The following is a 17,141-nucleotide window of genomic DNA, read 5'->3' on the forward strand; positions in this document are numbered from 1 at the left end:
TATACATATAAAAAACATAGTATTTTCAAGGGAGAGTAATGAAAGTTAATTTACAAGATATAAAGGAAGAGTTAAAAAAATATGCAAATACTATTTCTAAACTTTTTTCTATGGATGTAGGTATCTGTGATAAAAATCTTGTTAGAATAACAGGAAGTGGACCACAAAAAATAGGGGAAATAATCAAAGGAAGAGCAAATAAAAAGGCTTTAGAAACAGGAGAAACAACAGTTATTTTAAATCCAAGAGAGGATTCAATATGTGATGGATGTTCAGAAAAAAAATGTTGTTTAGAAACTTTAGAAATTTCTACTCCTATAAGAAATGAAAAAAAAATAATAGGTCTTATTAGTTTAGTTTCTTTTGATGAGAAACAAAAAGAAAAAATAGAAAATGATTTAAAAAATTATTTGGATTTTGTAGAACAAATGGCAGAATTAATAAGTATAAGATTTACAGAATATAAAGAGAATTTAGAAAAAGCAGAAAGAGAAAATGTTTTATCAACGATATTAAATACCCTTCAAAAGGGAGTAATAAGGTTTGATGAAAATAACATAATAACGACAAGAAATAAATATGCTTTAAAAAAAATAGATATTGATAGTGAAATAATTGGAAAAAAAGTAAAAATAGAATCATTAGAAGATTTTTTAATGAAGGAAGAGATATTTAAATTAAAAATTGATTATAAAGAAGTAGAAGTTGTCGGTAAAATTTTACCATTTGAGTCTTTTGGAAGAAATGAAAAACTTTTTATTTTTGATGATATGAATAAGGTGAATAGTAATATTAGAGAGTTAGTTGAAACATCAAATAGTGTTTCAACTAAAAATATAATAGGAGAATCTCATTTTACAAGAGAATTAAAAGAAAGAATTAAAAGAGTATCTCTATCTAAATCAACAGTACTAATAACAGGAGAAAGTGGAACAGGAAAAGAGTTAGTAGCAAGAGCCCTACATTTTCATAGTGATAGAAGAAATGCCCCTTTTATTGTTATAAATTGTGCGGCAATACCCGATTCTTTATTGGAAAGTGAATTGTTTGGATATGTAAAAGGTGCTTTTACTGGAGCTGATAAAAATGGAAGGATGGGAAAATTTGAATTATCAAATGGAGGAGTAATTTTTTTAGATGAAATAGGAGATATGCCTTTATACTTACAAGCAAAACTATTGAGAGTTATTCAAGAAAGAAAAGTTACGAGAATTGGTTCAAATAGAGTAATAGATTTAGATATAAGAATAATATCTGCAACAAATGTAGACTTAGAAAAAAGAATAGAGGAAAAAAAATTTAGAAGTGATTTATATTATAGATTAAAAGTGATTCCTTTTGAATTGATACCTTTAAGACATAGGAAAGAGGATATATTACCAATAGCATATAAGTTAATAAAAAAATATAATAAAATAACAGATAAATATATTCAAAATATAGATGAAAAAGTAGAAAATATTTTACTAGATTATAATTGGCCCGGAAATATAAGAGAGTTAGAAAATACAATTGAATTTATGTTTAGTATTTCTAATAATGGGGAAACTTTAGATGTTTCAACAGTTCCTGAAAAATTATTAAATATAGATGAAAAAGTAAAAGTTAATGAAAAAACTTTTGATTTTGAGAAAAATTATAAATTAGATGATTTTGAAGAGATTGAAAAAAATTATATAAAAAAAGCGTTAAAAATTTATGGAAGTGATACAGATGGGAAAAAAGAAATTTCTAAAAAAATGAGTATAGGATTAACAACATTGTATAGAAAAATACAAAAATATGAAATAGTTTAATTTTCAAAATGAAAAATAAGAATTAAAAATAATTTTCAAAATGAAAATAATTTTCAAAATGAAAAATCAAGAATTGGAATTTATTTACAAATACTTAAAAAAAATAGATTAAATCTATTTTTTTTTAAATATACATTAAATTTTATCATTTTTATAATTTGGAATAAAAATTGCTTATATTTATATATAAAAAAAGATATAATAAATTGGAGGTTTCAAATGATTAATAAAATTTTAAGTATTTTAAATGAAGAGATAGTACCAGCGGAAGGGTGTACAGAACCAATAGCTTTAGCATATATAGGAAGTAAAATAACATCATTATTAGGAAACGTTCCAGAGAAAATAGAAATTTTACTTTCTGGAAATTTAATAAAAAATGTTAAAAGTGTTAAAATTCCTAATTCAAATGGAATGGTAGGAATAGAAGCTGCAGTAGCTTTAGGAACAATTTTAGGTGATTCTTCTAAAGAGTTAATGGTAATATCAACAATTGATAATTCAAGATTATCAGAAGTTGAAAACTATTTAAAAGAAAATAGAGTCAAAACAAGTAAAATAGATGGTGATGTAAAATTACATATGAGAGCAACAGGTTACTTAGGAAATGAAGAAGTAACAGTTGAAATAAAAGATTATCATACAAATATTGTTTCAATTTTAAAAAATGGAGTAGAGTTAAAGGGATGTTCGTGTGATGAAGTTTCAACACATGAAACAATGACTGATAAAGAATTTTTAACAGTTGAATTAATTTATAATCTAGCTAAAACAATAGATTTATCTTCAATTGAACCATTATTTAAAAAAGTTATAGAGTATAACTCTGCTATAGCTAAAGAAGGATTAACTAATACTTATGGAATTGCAATGGGTAAGAGTTTAGCCGAAGGAATGGAAGAAGGAGTTTATGGTAAGGACTTGAAAAATAAAATGGTAAGTTTTGCAAGTGCTGGAAGTGACGCTAGAATGAATGGATGTGGAATGCCTGTAATGACAACTAGTGGAAGTGGAAACCAAGGAATGTCAGCATCTTTACCAGTTATAAAATATTGTGAAGAAAAAGGTTTATCTTATGAAGAGTTAATTAGAGGATTATTTTTCTCTCATATGACTACAATTCATATAAAATCAAATGTAGGAAGATTATCAGCATATTGTGGAGTTGTTTGTGCTGGTGGAGGAGTAGCAGGAGCATTATCTTTCTTAGATGGTTTATCTCTTGAAAGAGTAAGTGCAGCAATAGAAACAACATTGGCAACATTATCAGGAATGCTTTGTGATGGTGCAAAAAGTTCATGTGCCACAAAAATTGCTTCTTCAATAGGAATGGCTTTTGATTCTTATTATATGTCAAAGAAAAATAGAAATTTTGAATATGGAGAAGGACTTGTTGGAAAAGATGTAGAAGCTACATTAGCTAATGTAAAAGTATTAGCACATGAAGGATTAAGAAAAACAGATGAAGTTGTTCTTGAAATAATGCTAAATAATTAAAATATTTATTTTAAATTTAGGAGGGAATATGAAAGTTATAATTATAGGTGGAGTAGCAGCTGGAATGTCAGCAGCAGCTAAAGCATCAAGATTAGATAAAACAGCAGAGATAGTTATATATGAGAAAACGGATATTGTTTCATGGGGAGCATGTGGACTTCCTTATTATGTAGGGAATTTTTTTGAAGATTCAAAAAATATGATAGCAAGACCAGTGGAAAAATTTATAGAAGCTGGAATAAATGTAAAAATAAAGCATGAAGTAGTAGGAATAGATGTTACAAAGAAAGAGGTAACAGTAAAAAAAATATTAACCAATGAAGAGTTTATTGATACTTATGATAAGTTAGTTATAGCAACAGGAGCACATGCAATAATTCCTCCAATAGAAAATGTAAATGCTAAGGGAGTATTTACTTTAAAAGATTTTCAAGATGGAATTGAATTAAAAAAAGAAATGATTAGAGAAGAGAATCAAAATATTGTGATTGTAGGTGCGGGATATATTGGTTTAGAAGTAGCAGAAGCAGCTAAACACCTGGGAAAAGATAGTGTTAGAATAATTCAACTTGGAGATAGGGTTTTATTAGAAAGCTTTGATAAAGAGATTACAGATATAATGGAAGAAGAAATAAATTCATACGAAGGAATAGATCTTCATGTTGAAGAATTAGTTCAAAGTATTATTGAAGAAAATGGTAGAGTAGTTGGAGTTAAGACTAATAAAGGTGAATATAGAGCTGACTTAGTTATAATATCAACAGGAATAAGACCTAATACTTTATTTTTAAAAGAGACTGGTATTGAAATGCTGAAGAATGGAGCTCTTATTATAGATAATAAAGGAAGAACAAGTATTGATTCAATTTATTCAGCTGGAGATTGTGCAACAGTTCATCATTTGGTTAGAGATGAAAACGTATATATACCTTTAGCTACAACTGCAAATAAATTAGGAAGAATTGTTGGTGAAAATTTAGTAGGAATGGATACAGAGTTTCAGGGTACTTTGGGATCAGCGGCAGTTAAAGTAATTGATTTAGAAGCAGGAAGAACAGGAATAACAGAAAATGAAGCAAAAAATATGGGGATAAATTATAAAACTGTATTTATAAAAGATAAAAATCAAACAAATTATTACCCAGGAAGAGAAGATATATTTATTAAATTAATATATAATACAGATTCAAGAGTTCTTTTAGGAGGACAAATAGTTGGGAAAAAAGGTGCTGTTCTAAGAGTGGATTCTTTAGCTACAGCAATATTTGCTAAATTAACAGTTGATCAATTAGGAATGATGGATTTTTGTTATGCTCCACCTTTTGCAAGAACTTGGGATGCAATGAATGTTGCAGGAAATGTAGCTAAATAAATAAAATGAGCAGAATTAAAAAATTTAATTCTGCTTTTTTATTGCAAATTTATTGTAAAATTAGTATTCTTATTTGTGTAAATAAATAGTAAAAGGAAGGCTATAATGACTACATTAAAAAAAATATTAGGATATTTTATAGAAAAAAATAAAGAAAAGAGATTAAAAAAAGATTTCGCTATTAATATTGAAGAACTAAAAAAATATAAAGATATTTTATCTAAAAGAGATTTAATAGCTGAAAATTTTTTAGAAATAGATAAAATAATAGTATCTTTAATTAAGGAGAATATAAGATTACAAAAAGAATTAGAGCTGTTTTGTGCATATAGAATATCTTCAGAAATAAATTTAAAAAAATATATAAAAGATAAAGATTCGAATAAAAAATTATTAATTGTTCAATTAAAGCTTAAAGAGTTAGTTGATATAATTATAAAAAATTCAATATAAAGAGAAGATTAAAGTTTATTAATCCTCTCTAATCCCATTATATAAATTATAAAAATATTCTTTCTTTTCAATTAGTTGTGAAAAAGTACCCTCTTCAATAATGTTATTTTTATCAAAAACATATATTTTATCAAAATCCTTTAATATACTTAAACGATGAGTAATTGCAATAATTGTTTTATTTTTATAAACTTCTTTTATATTGTTTAATATTGAGGTTTCATTAATAATATCCAGGGCATTAGTTGCTTCATCCAATAATATAATATCAGGATTTTTTAAGAATAGTCTAGCCATGGCAATTTTTTGTTTTTGACCTGAACTTAAAAAGACTCCCTTTTCTCCGATTAGAGTATTTTCTTTCTCTTTAAATATATTAATAATTTCATTTAAATATGATTTTTCAAAAGCAAAATATAAATCTTTTTCTGTGGCATTTTCTTTAACTAATTTAATATTATCAATAATACTTTTATTTAAAATATATTCTCCTTGATCAACAATACCAAGTTTATTTAAATAACTTTCAGTTTTAATTGAATTTAGTGGAATATTATTAATTAAAATTTCTCCTTTAAGGGGAATTATACTTTTTTTTAATAAATTTGCAGTAGTACTTTTTCCAATACCACTTTTTCCAACAATTGCTATTTTTTCACCTTGTTTTATTTTTAAATTAAAATCTTTAAGAATTAAAGTATCGTTAAAAGAAAACGAGATATTTTTAAATTCTATATTTTTAATATCAGAGTTAATCTCTATATTTCCATCAGGTAAATCAGGAATATCTAAAATTTCAGTAAAACGATGTAGTCCCGAAACACCTTTTTGATAAATATCAATAAGTCCTACCATTCTCATTATTCTTAATCGGAATCTATCGACTAATAAAAGAAAAGAAAGAATTACACCCATAGTAAGACTATCTTTTATATAAAGATAGCCACCGGCTAAAATTATAACAAGTTGAGTAATATTTGAATAAAAAGTTACAGAAGAAACAAGTAGGCTAGAGGGAAGCATATTGGATTTTTCACTTTGAAATAAAGTAATATTAGTTTTGGAAAAATCATTTAAAGCACTATTTTCAAGGTGATTATCTTTTAAAAAAAATATTGTTTTTAAAATATCGTGTAAAGAACTAGTTAAAAGTCCATTATTTTTTCTAATAGTTCTATATCCTTTTTTCATTTTTAAATTTTCACGATAAACAAAAATTAAAATAAGTGGTAAAGGAATCAAAGAGATAATAGTTAATTTATAGCTAAAGTCAAACATAATAAAAATAGATGAAAAAATAGTAATAAATGAAAAAATAAAATCTTCTAATCCTCTATGGCAAAGAGTAGATATACTATCTAAATCACTTATCACCCTAGAGATTAAGTCGCCGCTATTATTAGTTTTGAAAAAATTATGAGGTTGTTTTAATATTTTTTTTGTTAGATCAACTCTCATATTTTGTTTTATTTTGCTACCCATTAATTTTCCATTAACTTGAGAATTAATAGCAAAAATCAAACGAAAGATATATAATATTATTAAAATAATAGAATAGTGAAATAATAATGTTATATTTTTAAAAGGTAAAGCTTTATCAATAAGAGATTTTATAAGAAGTGGAGAATAAATATCAATTGATGTCATTAATAGCCTTATAATTAAGAAAAGAAAAAGATATTTTTTTTCTTTTTTTAAGTAGAAATATAGTTTGGAAAATGATTGTTTATTCATAAATAACTCCTTTTATTGTTTTAAATTATAATATTAATCATACAAAAAATATTTACAAAAAGTCAATGGTGATAAATATATATTGTATTTATTATAAAACTTTTTGTTATTATTTTTAATAAAACGATTGAAATTTGTACGCACAGGTGATAGTATAAAGTATAAAATTATGGTTCTTTTGATTAAAAGGGAATTAAGTATAAGCTTAAACGGTCCCGCCACTGTAATGATGACGAAAATAGAAAAACCACTGAAAGTAATATTTTGGGAAGGGCTATTAGTAGGATGAATCTAAGTCAGGATACCTGCCATAATTAGTATATCTGCGCGGACAGAGAAGAGTATTCAACATTTAATAAACTCTTCTCTCAAATTTAACTTAATTTATTTGGGAGGGTTTTACATGAAGAAATTATTTGTTTCATTATTTTGTTTAACAACAGTTTTATCTTTTGCACATGGAGCTGAATCATATGTTGATTCTGAATTTTATAACGGTGGGAAAAGTGCTGTAATTATGGCACATTTTGGAACTACTCATGATGACACAAGAGCTAAGACTATAGATGTAATTAATCAAAAAGCGGCGAAAGCTTTTAAAGGGAATGCTGATGTTTTTGAAGTTTATACATCAAGAATAATAAATAAAAAGCTACATGATAAAGAAAATATTAATAAAATGAATACAACAGAGATGTTAAAAGCTTTAAAAAAACAAGGATATGAGAATATAATAATTCAATCAACTAATGTTATTGATGGAGTTGAAATGGATGCAATAAAAAAAGAAGCACAAGAATTTTCAAAAGACTTTAAAGAATTAAGGGTTGGAGAAGTTTTATTAAATAATCCTCATGATTATGAAGATACAATTAAAATAATCAAGAAAAATATAGGTAAATTGAAAAAAAATGAAGGAATAGTTTTGGTAGGACATGGAAGTTATGATTCAGGAAATTCAGCATATGCTATGTTTGATTATATGGCTAAAGATATGAATGAGCCAATGTATGTGGGAACAGTAGAAGGGTATCCAACATTTGACACAGTTAATAGACAGTTAAAAAAAGATAAAATTAAAGAAGTGGTTCTAATGCCAATGATGTTTGTAGCTGGAGATCATGCTAAGAATGATATAGCTGGAGATTGGAAAGATATGTTAGAAAAAGCAGGATATAAGGTAAATGTGAAGTTATTACCTTTGGGAGAGATGCCAGAAATTCAAAATAAATTCATAAACGATGCAAAGTTTTTGGAAAAACATAAAGAAATAGATATTCTTGCTAAAAAAAGAGGATATACAAAGGGAGAAGAGGGACACTCTCATTAATAAAGTTGAGGAGTAACAATGAATTTTAATAAATTAAAAGAAAAAAAAGCAATATTAATTGCTCATTTTGGAACAACACATGAAGATACAAAATTAAAAACAATAGATGAAATAAACAAAAAAATAAAAGAAAAATATGAAGAAATTGATTTGTTTCAAGTTTATACTTCAAGAATAATAAATAGGATTTTATTAAAAAGAGGAATAGAAAACTTAAATACATCACAAATGTTAAAAAAACTAAAAGAAGATGGATATAAAAATATTTTGATTCAGCCAACTTATATAATAAATGGAACAGAGATGGAAGCATTAAAAAGAGAGGTTGAAATACACCTGAGTAGTTTTAATGAAATTAGAGTAGGAAATCCATTATTAAGTACTCCAGAGAATTATAAAATGGTAGTAGAGGCTTTATCACAAGAGATAGGAGATTTATCTGATGATGAAGGGGTAGTATTTGTAGGTCATGGAACAGAACATTCAGCAACATCAGCTTATCCAATGCTAGATTATGTAGCAAAAGCTTTGGGTAAAAAGTTTTATATAGGAACAGTAGAAGGATATCCAACTATTGAAAATGTTATAGATTTATTGAAAAAAGATAGAATAAATAAAGTGAAATTAATGCCTTTAATGTTTGTAGCTGGAGATCATGCAAAAAATGATATTGCAGAAGATTGGAAAGAGGAGTTAGAAGCAAATGGATTTGAAATTAATTTAGATTTAAGAGGTTTAGGGGAGATCTCAAAAATTCAAGATATATATTTGAAGAATATAAAATCTATTTTTGAATTTGCACCAGAAGATATTCTTAAAAAGAAAAAAGATTATGAAAAAGGGAAAGAGAGTAATCATTAATTTTATGGAGAGATTTTTCTCTCCAATTTTTTTTTAAAGGGAGAAATTAAATGAAAAGAATAATATTTTTATTTATATGTATATGTACATTAATATTAGGAAAAGAAAAAACCAAATTAAGAGCAGTATCTACAGCGCAGTTTACAACAGAGATACTTCTATCAATTGGAGCAGAAGATCAAATGATAGGAACTTCTTTTTTAGACGATAAAATATTACCAAGTTTAAAAAAGCAATATGATAAAATACCAGTATTATCAGAGAGAGCTCCAACAAAAGAGCAATTTTATTCAATAAATCCAAATTTTTTAATTGGATGGAAATCAATAGCTACAGAGAAAAATCTAGGAACACCAGAAGAATTAAAAGAGAACGGAGTAGAAGTGTATTTTACAAAATCACAAAATAGCAGTAAAATAGATGATATTTATAAAGATATATTAACTTTAGGTGAAAAATTTAATGTGGAAAAAAATGCTGAAAATGTTGTGAAAAATATGAAAAGTGAAATAGCAAAAATAAAAATAAAAAAATCAGAGAAACCTGTAAAAGTATTTGCATATGACAGTCAAGAAACAGCTCCTTTTGTAGTTGGAGGAGGAGGTATTGGGAATACGCTAATTGAAATGGCAGGTGGAGAAAATATATTTAAAAATACATCTTTTTCTTTTGGAACAGGAACTTGGGAAAGGGTATTAGATGAAAATCCTGATTATATAGTAGTAGTAGATTATGGAAAAGTTAATTATAAAGATAAAATCAAATTTTTAAAAGAAAACTCTCCTATTTCAGAAATTTCAGCAGTAAAAGAAAATAAATTTATAGTAGTTCCTTTAAGTTATTTATCTGCAGGAGTAAGAGTTCCTTATGCAGTTAAATTAATGGCCGAGGGATTTAATAAATAAGAGGAGAATAGATGAAAGAAAAAAAAAGCTTTAAAAAGTTAATGATAGTAAGTAGTCTATTGTTAATTTTTATTGGAACAATGGGAATAACAGTAGGAAGTGTTGATTTATCACCCCTTCATATTTGGAAAATTGTAATAAATAGAGTGTTTGAAAAGAATATATTTCAAATAGAATGGAAAAAAAGTACAGAGATGATAGTATGGAATTTAAGAGCTCCAAGAATGATTTTAGGGATTTTATGTGGAGCTGGACTATCGTTAGTTGGAATTTTAATGCAAGCATTAACTAAAAACTCTTTAGCTAGTCCTTATATTTTAGGAATCTCTTCAGGAGCTAGTACAGGGGCAGTTTTATCAATTGTCTTAGGTGGTGTATTTGGATTTAAATTTTCTCCAGGTGTAGGAGCATTTATATTTGGAACTTTAACAGCCTTTTTAGTTTTTTATTTATCAGGGAGAGGTTCATTTTCAAGTACTAAGTTGGTTTTAGTAGGAGTTGCAATATCTTCTTTATTTTCAGGAATTACTACTTTTTTAGTAACAACAGCTAAAAATGAAAATGATTTAAGAGGTGCAATGTTTTGGATTTCAGGAAGTTTAGCAGGTGCAAGATGGAGTCAAATATTTCCTATATTTATAGTTCTGTTACTAGGAATATTAATAACTTATTATAAATATAGAGAATTAAATATATTAATGTCTGGAGATGATGTTGCAGAAAGTTTAGGTGTTGATGTTAAAAAATTAAGGATATTAATAGTATTATTATCGACATTTTTAACAGGAGTAATAGTGTCAGTAACAGGAGTAATAGGTTTTGTAGGACTTGTAATACCGCATATTTCAAGAGGGTTAGTTGGAAGTAATCATAAAAAATTGATAATAACATCAGTTTTATTAGGTGGTCTTTTTCTATTAACAATGGATACTTTAACAAGATATTTATTTAAAAATCAAGAGATTCCAATCGGTGTAATAACCTCTATAATTGGTGCACCATTTTTTATGAGTATGTTGAGAAAAAACAGTTATAGGTTTGGAGGATAAAATGATTAAGGTAAAAAAATTATCATTTAATATAGATAATAAAGATATTTTAAAAGATATAGATATAGAAATAAAAAAACATAAATTTGTAGGAATTATAGGAGAAAATGGGTGTGGAAAGAGCACCCTTTTAAAAAATATATATAAATCATACTCTCCAGAAGATGATAAAATTTTTTTAGAGGGAAAAGATTTAAAGAAATATTCAATAAAAGAATTAGCGCAAAAAATATCAGTACTTAGTCAAAATCAAAAAATAATTTTTGATTTTACAGTTAAAGAGATTGTAGAGATGGGAAGATATACTAAAAGTTCATTATTTTATAAAAAAGATGAAGAAAAAGAGATTGATAAAGCATTGGAAAAAGTAGGATTATTAGAAAAAAAACATCAAAGTTTTTTAACTCTTTCGGGTGGAGAGATGCAAAGAGTATTTATTGCAAGATCGCTTGCACAGGAGAGTAACATTTTAATTTTAGATGAACCTACAAATCATCTTGATATGAGATATCAGTATCAAATTATGAATTTGATTAAAAGTTTAAATAAAACTGTAGTTGCTGTAATTCATGATGTTAATATTGCTAGTAGTTATTGTGATTATATTTTTGCAATGAAGGATGGAAAAATAATTTGTGAAGGATCTCCAGAAGAGGTAATAACAAAGAAAAAAATAAAAAAAATTTTTGAAATAGATGTGGATATACTTCCTCATCCCACAACTAAAAAGCCACTTGTTATTTTTTTATAAATATAGTAAATGGTATTGATTTTATTAGTTTTTTTTGTATTATAAAAAAATAAAACTAGACTGAAAATAGAAAAATATGGTAAAATTTAATAAGTATTTATTTTCAATAAAGTCAAATAAAAAATGGAGAGCTATGAAAAAAAGTGTGAAATTATTAATAATAGTAGGAATATTGGCGGGAAATATTTTATATAATAAGAATATTAATAAGGTAGAAACAAAAGAAATTGTAAAAATAACAACACCTCAAAATATAAAAGAAGAGAATATTGAAAAACAAGTTGTGAAGGAAGAAAAAACTGAAGCTACTGAGAAAATAAAAGAAAATGATGGGTTAGTTGAAGAGAAAGATTCTGAAAAAATAGAAAAAGATTTAGGATTAGAATGGGAGAATCAAGAAAATTCTGAAAAAGAAGCTGAAAATGTTGAACTAGCTGAAAAAGTAACATTAGAAAATTTTGAATATGTTATAAAAAAAGGCGATACAATTTATGATTTATCAAAAGAATATAAAATAAAAAGCGATTACATATATGCAAATAATTTAGATCAAAACTTAAAAATATTACAAATTGGAAAAAAAATTAAAATACCAACAGAAGATGGAATTTTTTATACTATAAAAAAAGGTGATACTTTTTCAAAGTTAGCTTTAAAATTTGATGTTAGTGAAAAAATATTAAAAGAAGATAATGGAATGGATACCTTATTAATTGGAGCAAAAATATTTTTAAGAGAACCAAAAGTATCGAGATATTTAAAAGGGACAAAAAATGAATATGCAGTAAGACCAATGGTTGCTGGATTTGCCAATCCATTATTAGCAATGCATGTGACAAGTGGATATGGAAGAAGAAGTCATCCAGTATTAAAAAGAGTATTGCAGCATGGAGCCTTAGATTTAAGAGCTAAAGTAGGAACGAAGGTAATGTCAGCTAAAACAGGTGTAGTAACTTATGCAGGTAGAGCAAGAGGGTATGGTAATGTAATAATAATAAAGCATCCAGGTGGGTATGAAACTAGATATGCACACTTAAGTAGAATTAGTGTAAGAAGAGGACAAAAAATTACTCAAAATCAGATTATTGGATTAAGTGGTGCAACAGGAAGAGTAACAGGACCTCATTTGCACTTTGAAATTAGAAAAAATGGAAAAATATTAAATCCATTGGAATTTTTAAAAATGTCATAAAAAAATAAAACTCCTTTTTAGGGAGTTTTTTTTTATGGAAATAAATTTGACACTAATATTTTGGAAACGTATAATTAATTTATAAAACAAATAGATAAATGGGGAGAAAAATGAAAATAGATAAACGGAGAGTATTAGTAGTATCATTTTTATTTTTAATAGGTCTTTTTTTTCTTGCTTTAGTAGTGGGGAATTATAAAATTTCTATTTTAAATAGTTTGAAAATTTTATTTTTAGGATCAACTTCAAATATAATGGAAAATAAAATTATTTGGAACTTAAGATTACCAAGAATAATAATGGCACTTATTGTAGGAATGCTATTAGGAAGTAGTGGAGCTGTAACTCAAACACTTTTTAAAAATCCTATGGCAGATCCATATATAATAGGAATATCAGCGAGTGGAACTTTTGGAGCAGTAATTGCATATTTTTTAAATTTACCTGAAGAGTATTATGGGATATTAGGATCAATATTTTCTTTTATAACATCTTTTATAATATTTAAGTTATCTAATAATAAAAAAGGAACTCTTAACCTTTCAACATTATTAGTTGTTGGAATATCAATATCTGCTTTGTTGAGAGCTTTTATTTCTCTTTCAATGTATTTAATAGGTGAAGATAGTTTTAGAATTGTTCTTTGGACAATGGGTTATTTAGGTGGTGGAACATGGAAAGAGATAATAATTTTATTAATTCCATTACTGTTTTCATTGGTTTATTTTTATAAAAATAGATATAAATTAGATGCTATTTTATTATCTGAAGAGGAAGCATATACACTAGGAATAGATGTTAAATTTTTTAAATATAGTGTCTTAGTAGTTTCTACATTTATGATTGGATTTTCTGTAGCTTTTAGTGGAATGATAGGTTTTGTAGGTTTAATTATTCCTCATATTGTAAGAAGTATTTTTGGAGTAAGCAATATAAAATTAATTCCACTTTCAATGTTTTATGGAGGAATTTTTCTATTATTATGTGATACTCTTTCAAGAGGAATCGTTAGTACTATGGAAATACCAATAGGAGTAATTACAGCAATTTTTGGAGCTCCTTTCTTTTTATATTTAGCTTTTAAAAAAAGGAGAGATTGTTAATGAAGAGTTTAAAAGTGGAAAATCTTGAATATTCATATGGAAAAAATAAGATTTTAAAAGGTGTAAATTTATCATTGGATTCAGGTGAATTAGTTGGAATATTAGGTTCAAATGGTTGTGGAAAATCAACATTATTAAAAACTATTATGGGATTTTACAAAATGGATTCTGGAAAAGTTTTAATAGATGAGAAAAATTTAAAAGATATTTCATTGGGAGAGTTATCAAAAAAAATAGCATTTATAACACAAAGTACAAATCAAAATATAGAGTTTAATGTGCTAGAATTTTTAAGATTAGGAAGGATCCCTCATATTAAAAATCCTTTTAAAGGATTGGATGTAAATGATAATAATATTGTAAATCAAGTTATAAAGGATTTAAATTTAGAGAATTACCTATCGAGAAAGGTAGTTAATTTAAGTGGAGGTGAATTTCAAAGAATACTTTTAGGAAAAGCTTTTATTCAAGAGGGAGAAATAATATTTTTAGATGAACCTACTTCAGCCTTAGATATAAATCATGCTCTAGATTTTTTAGAGAGATTAATTTTTAAGATAAAAGAAAGTGATCTTATAGGGATTATTGTAATACATGACATTAATTTAGCTTCTTTATTTTGTGATAAAATTTGCTTTATGAAAGATGGAAAAATAACATATATAGGAAAACCTAAAGATATTATAAAAAAAGATATATTAGAAGATATTTATGGATATTCTCCAGAAATTATAGAAAATGCCAATACTAAATATATATTGCCTAAAAGGAGTAACGATGATTAAAATTTTATTAATATTCTTAACAATGTGTGGAGCAGTTTTTTCTTTGGAAATAAAAGATAGTAAAGTTTATGATGATTATGGAAATAGTATAAAGTTAAAGGAATATAAAAAAATAGTTGTATATAATTATGGAGTTGTTGAAATACTTTATAAATTAAAGTCTCAAGATGAAATAGTTGCAATTGGAAATCATAGAAATTCAATATGGCCAGAGGAAAAAACAAAAGATTTGCCTTTGGCAGGTCCAATATCAAAACCTTCTGTAGAGAAGATATTATCTTTTAATCCAGACTTAGTTATTTTTAATGTTATGGGAAATAAAGTTGATGAGTTAAAAAAAATAGGTGTTCCATCTTTAATTTACTCAAATAAATCTTTAGAAAATATAATTGGGAATATTGAAGTTTTAGGACGATTAACAAATAAGAAAAAAGAATCATTGAAAGTTGCAAATGAATTAGAAAAACAATTGAATAGTTTAAAAAACAAAGAAAAATTAAAAGGAAAAGCCTTAATTTTATATTCAACAAATCCTCCCTCTTCCTTTTCAAAGGATTCTTTACCAGTAGAAATTCTTGAACTTTTGGGTTTGAATGTAATAACACCATCCTTTGGAAAAAAATCTATTATTTCATCTGAATATGTATTAAGTGAAAATCCAGATATAATAATAGGTACAAGGGGAGTAAAAAATATTGACGATGTTAAAAAAGCCATTCCTTTAATAGAGGAAACAAAGGCATTTAAAAATAATAAAATATATAAAATAGATTCAAATATATTACTTAGAGGTTCTCATAGAGTATTTGATGAAATAGAAAAGGTATATAAAAAATTAAAATAAAGAGGTGTCTATGAAGCCAAAAAATGGTTATAATAAATGGGCAAAATTTTATGATTATATTGAAAATAAAATGCCAATTGGAAAATTTAAAAAAGAAGCAGTTTCTCATCTGAAAGGAAAAGTTTTAGAAGTGGGAATTGGGAGTGGAGCTAATTTAAAATATTATCCTAAGGAAATAGAGGTTATTGGATTAGATTTTTCAAAAGAGATGTTAAATTTAGCAGAAAAAAAGATAGAAAAGTTAAATTTGAAAAATATAACTTTAGTTGAAATGAATATTGAAAATATACAGTTTCCAAATAACTCCTTTGATTCAGTATTATCTACATGTGTCTTTTGTACTGTACCAAACCCACAAAAAGGCTTAGAGGAAATATATAGAGTATTAAAACCTGGAGGTTCTGCTATTTTTTTAGAGCATATGAAAAGTAAAAATTCTTTTATTAATTTTTTTCTATGGATACTTAATTTTTTAACTATAAACATTTTAGGAACATCATTATTAAGAGAAACAGAAAAAACAATTAGAAGAATTGGTTTTAAAGAGATTAAAGTTAAAAATTTAATGATGAAAGATGTTTTAAGATTAATAATTGTAAAAAAATAAAATTAAATTAAATGATTTAGGACATATTTTAGCCACAATAGTTTGTTAATATATTTTTAGAAATAAAAGTAAAACTAGGAGGTAATAAAATATGAAAAAAATATTATTAGTATCAATGATGGCATTAGGTTTAGGAACAGTAACATTAGCTAAAGGCGAGAATCAGATGAGAGGAAATAGAATGAGAATGAACTCTCATAATAGATGTTCAGAAAATTCAGTAGAACAACAGAAAATAAGAAAAGCAATAAAAGATAATCCAAAATTTGATCAATGGCAGATTGAATTACAAGAAATAAAAGTAAAGTTAATGAAAGAGATGGCAAAAGATACTCCTAATTTTAGTGAGATTGAAAAAATAAATAAAGAAAAAGCAGTAGTTCAAGCTAAAATGAGAACTGAGAGAATGAGAATAAAATATAAATTTGACCAACAAATAGAAGATAATAAAAATAATTAATAAGAAATAAAGTGAGAGTACAATATGTATTCTCACTTTTTTATTGAAAAAATATATGAGAATAAAGTATTTAAAACCTTACATAATTTAGTTAAAAATGATACAATATGTTTTATTGAAGAATATAAAAATGTTTAATATGGAAATAAGGTTAAATTCCTTTACGGCCCCGCCACTGTAAAATTGACGAAACTATATAAACCACTGACTAAAAAGTTGGGAAGGGATAGGAGTAGGATGAAGTTAGTCAGGATACTTTTAGACATTTAATCTCGAGGGAGGAAAAAGTGAATAAAAATTTATTATTATTATCATTTTTAACATGTGCATTGACTTTAAGTGCAGAGGGAAAAGCTGTTAAATTGCAAGAAAGTGTAATCACAACAGAAAACTTTGAAACAA

General features: G+C 25.8%; 16 protein-coding genes and 2 riboswitches. Of the genes, 15 read left to right on the top strand and 1 reads right to left on the bottom strand.

The window, feature by feature from the left end:
- Positions 1-38 precede the first annotated feature (38 nt).
- The 4 genes from Q0V09_RS00790 to Q0V09_RS00805 all read left to right on the top strand — a co-directional run bounded on the left by Q0V09_RS00790 (position 39) and on the right by Q0V09_RS00805 (position 5,118).
- Complete coding sequence (locus tag Q0V09_RS00790) at positions 39-1,796, top strand: sigma 54-interacting transcriptional regulator (RefSeq protein ID WP_297404263.1); 1,758 nt, start codon at positions 39-41, stop codon at positions 1,794-1,796.
- A gap of 219 nt (positions 1,797-2,015) precedes the next feature.
- Positions 2,016-3,293: a serine dehydratase subunit alpha family protein gene (locus Q0V09_RS00795; RefSeq protein ID WP_297404261.1), complete on the top strand. Its 1,278-nt coding sequence runs from the start codon at positions 2,016-2,018 to the stop codon at positions 3,291-3,293.
- Positions 3,294-3,321: 28 nt separating this feature from the next.
- The gene (locus Q0V09_RS00800) at positions 3,322-4,665 is read left to right on the top strand and encodes a CoA-disulfide reductase (protein ID WP_297486744.1); all 1,344 of its coding nucleotides are present in this window, start codon (positions 3,322-3,324) and stop codon (positions 4,663-4,665) included.
- Positions 4,666-4,770: 105 nt separating this feature from the next.
- Positions 4,771-5,118 (top strand): hypothetical protein, encoded by a 348-nt coding sequence (locus Q0V09_RS00805; RefSeq protein ID WP_297404257.1) that lies wholly within the window; start codon positions 4,771-4,773, stop codon positions 5,116-5,118.
- 18 nt (positions 5,119-5,136) lie between these two features.
- Here the strand turns inward: Q0V09_RS00805 and Q0V09_RS00810 are convergent, their stop codons facing one another.
- Entirely contained in the window at positions 5,137-6,852 is a 1,716-nt protein-coding gene (locus Q0V09_RS00810) for an ABC transporter ATP-binding protein (protein WP_297404256.1), read from the bottom strand.
- Positions 6,853-7,005: 153 nt separating this feature from the next.
- Positions 7,006-7,180, top strand: a riboswitch (cobalamin riboswitch).
- Between the two features lie 75 nt (positions 7,181-7,255).
- Between Q0V09_RS00810 and Q0V09_RS00815 the strand changes: the two genes are divergently transcribed.
- The 11 genes from Q0V09_RS00815 to Q0V09_RS00865 all read left to right on the top strand — a co-directional run bounded on the left by Q0V09_RS00815 (position 7,256) and on the right by Q0V09_RS00865 (position 16,739).
- The gene (locus tag Q0V09_RS00815; protein WP_297404254.1) at positions 7,256-8,182 is read left to right on the top strand and encodes a sirohydrochlorin cobaltochelatase; all 927 of its coding nucleotides are present in this window, start codon (positions 7,256-7,258) and stop codon (positions 8,180-8,182) included.
- An 18-nt stretch (positions 8,183-8,200) separates the two neighbouring features.
- Positions 8,201-9,043 (top strand): sirohydrochlorin cobaltochelatase, encoded by an 843-nt coding sequence (locus Q0V09_RS00820; protein WP_297404252.1) that lies wholly within the window; start codon positions 8,201-8,203, stop codon positions 9,041-9,043.
- A 50-nt stretch (positions 9,044-9,093) separates the two neighbouring features.
- Positions 9,094-9,948 carry an ABC transporter substrate-binding protein gene (locus Q0V09_RS00825; RefSeq protein WP_297404250.1) on the top strand — a complete coding sequence of 285 codons (855 nt, stop codon included), beginning with the start codon at positions 9,094-9,096 and terminating at the stop codon, positions 9,946-9,948.
- 11 nt (positions 9,949-9,959) lie between these two features.
- Entirely contained in the window at positions 9,960-10,997 is a 1,038-nt protein-coding gene (locus Q0V09_RS00830) for an iron ABC transporter permease (protein ID WP_297404248.1), read from the top strand.
- Position 10,998: 1 nt separating this feature from the next.
- Positions 10,999-11,748 carry an ABC transporter ATP-binding protein gene (locus tag Q0V09_RS00835; RefSeq protein ID WP_297404246.1) on the top strand — a complete coding sequence of 250 codons (750 nt, stop codon included), beginning with the start codon at positions 10,999-11,001 and terminating at the stop codon, positions 11,746-11,748.
- 133 nt (positions 11,749-11,881) lie between these two features.
- Complete coding sequence (locus Q0V09_RS00840; protein WP_297486746.1) at positions 11,882-12,940, top strand: M23 family metallopeptidase; 1,059 nt, start codon at positions 11,882-11,884, stop codon at positions 12,938-12,940.
- 116 nt (positions 12,941-13,056) lie between these two features.
- Entirely contained in the window at positions 13,057-14,043 is a 987-nt protein-coding gene (locus Q0V09_RS00845; protein WP_297404329.1) for an iron ABC transporter permease, read from the top strand.
- Positions 14,043-14,828: an ABC transporter ATP-binding protein gene (locus tag Q0V09_RS00850; protein ID WP_297404241.1), complete on the top strand. Its 786-nt coding sequence runs from the start codon at positions 14,043-14,045 to the stop codon at positions 14,826-14,828. The genes Q0V09_RS00845 and Q0V09_RS00850 overlap by 1 nt, the downstream gene beginning before the upstream one ends.
- On the top strand, positions 14,821-15,672 hold the full coding sequence (locus Q0V09_RS00855; protein ID WP_297486749.1) for an ABC transporter substrate-binding protein: 852 nt from the start codon (positions 14,821-14,823) through the stop codon (positions 15,670-15,672). Before Q0V09_RS00850 ends, Q0V09_RS00855 begins: the two co-directional genes overlap by 8 nt.
- Positions 15,673-15,682: 10 nt before the next feature.
- On the top strand, positions 15,683-16,279 hold the full coding sequence (locus Q0V09_RS00860; RefSeq protein ID WP_297404237.1) for a class I SAM-dependent methyltransferase: 597 nt from the start codon (positions 15,683-15,685) through the stop codon (positions 16,277-16,279).
- Positions 16,280-16,370: 91 nt separating this feature from the next.
- On the top strand, positions 16,371-16,739 hold the full coding sequence (locus tag Q0V09_RS00865; protein WP_297404235.1) for a hypothetical protein: 369 nt from the start codon (positions 16,371-16,373) through the stop codon (positions 16,737-16,739).
- A gap of 102 nt (positions 16,740-16,841) precedes the next feature.
- A riboswitch (cobalamin riboswitch) is annotated at positions 16,842-17,014 on the top strand.
- The last annotated feature ends 127 nt before the right edge of the window (positions 17,015-17,141 follow it).

The sequence above is a fragment of the uncultured Cetobacterium sp. genome, from assembly GCF_947039425.1.
Lineage (GTDB): Bacteria > Fusobacteriota > Fusobacteriia > Fusobacteriales > Fusobacteriaceae > Cetobacterium_A.

Bases quoted from the DNA above. Each gene is read 5' to 3' on its own strand.
- Q0V09_RS00790 (WP_297404263.1), top strand. From the start codon at position 39: ATGAAAGTTAATTTACAAGATATAAAGGAAGAGTTAAAAAAATATGCA.
- Q0V09_RS00795 (WP_297404261.1), top strand. From the start codon at position 2,016: ATGATTAATAAAATTTTAAGTATTTTAAATGAAGAGATAGTACCAGCG.
- Q0V09_RS00800 (WP_297486744.1), top strand. From the start codon at position 3,322: ATGAAAGTTATAATTATAGGTGGAGTAGCAGCTGGAATGTCAGCAGCA.
- Q0V09_RS00805 (WP_297404257.1), top strand. From the start codon at position 4,771: ATGACTACATTAAAAAAAATATTAGGATATTTTATAGAAAAAAATAAA.
- Q0V09_RS00810 (WP_297404256.1), bottom strand. From the start codon at position 6,852: ATGAATAAACAATCATTTTCCAAACTATATTTCTACTTAAAAAAAGAA.
- Q0V09_RS00815 (WP_297404254.1), top strand. From the start codon at position 7,256: ATGAAGAAATTATTTGTTTCATTATTTTGTTTAACAACAGTTTTATCT.
- Q0V09_RS00820 (WP_297404252.1), top strand. From the start codon at position 8,201: ATGAATTTTAATAAATTAAAAGAAAAAAAAGCAATATTAATTGCTCAT.
- Q0V09_RS00825 (WP_297404250.1), top strand. From the start codon at position 9,094: ATGAAAAGAATAATATTTTTATTTATATGTATATGTACATTAATATTA.
- Q0V09_RS00830 (WP_297404248.1), top strand. From the start codon at position 9,960: ATGAAAGAAAAAAAAAGCTTTAAAAAGTTAATGATAGTAAGTAGTCTA.
- Q0V09_RS00835 (WP_297404246.1), top strand. From the start codon at position 10,999: ATGATTAAGGTAAAAAAATTATCATTTAATATAGATAATAAAGATATT.
- Q0V09_RS00840 (WP_297486746.1), top strand. From the start codon at position 11,882: ATGAAAAAAAGTGTGAAATTATTAATAATAGTAGGAATATTGGCGGGA.
- Q0V09_RS00850 (WP_297404241.1), top strand. From the start codon at position 14,043: ATGAAGAGTTTAAAAGTGGAAAATCTTGAATATTCATATGGAAAAAAT.
- Q0V09_RS00855 (WP_297486749.1), top strand. From the start codon at position 14,821: ATGATTAAAATTTTATTAATATTCTTAACAATGTGTGGAGCAGTTTTT.
- Q0V09_RS00860 (WP_297404237.1), top strand. From the start codon at position 15,683: ATGAAGCCAAAAAATGGTTATAATAAATGGGCAAAATTTTATGATTAT.
- Q0V09_RS00865 (WP_297404235.1), top strand. From the start codon at position 16,371: ATGAAAAAAATATTATTAGTATCAATGATGGCATTAGGTTTAGGAACA.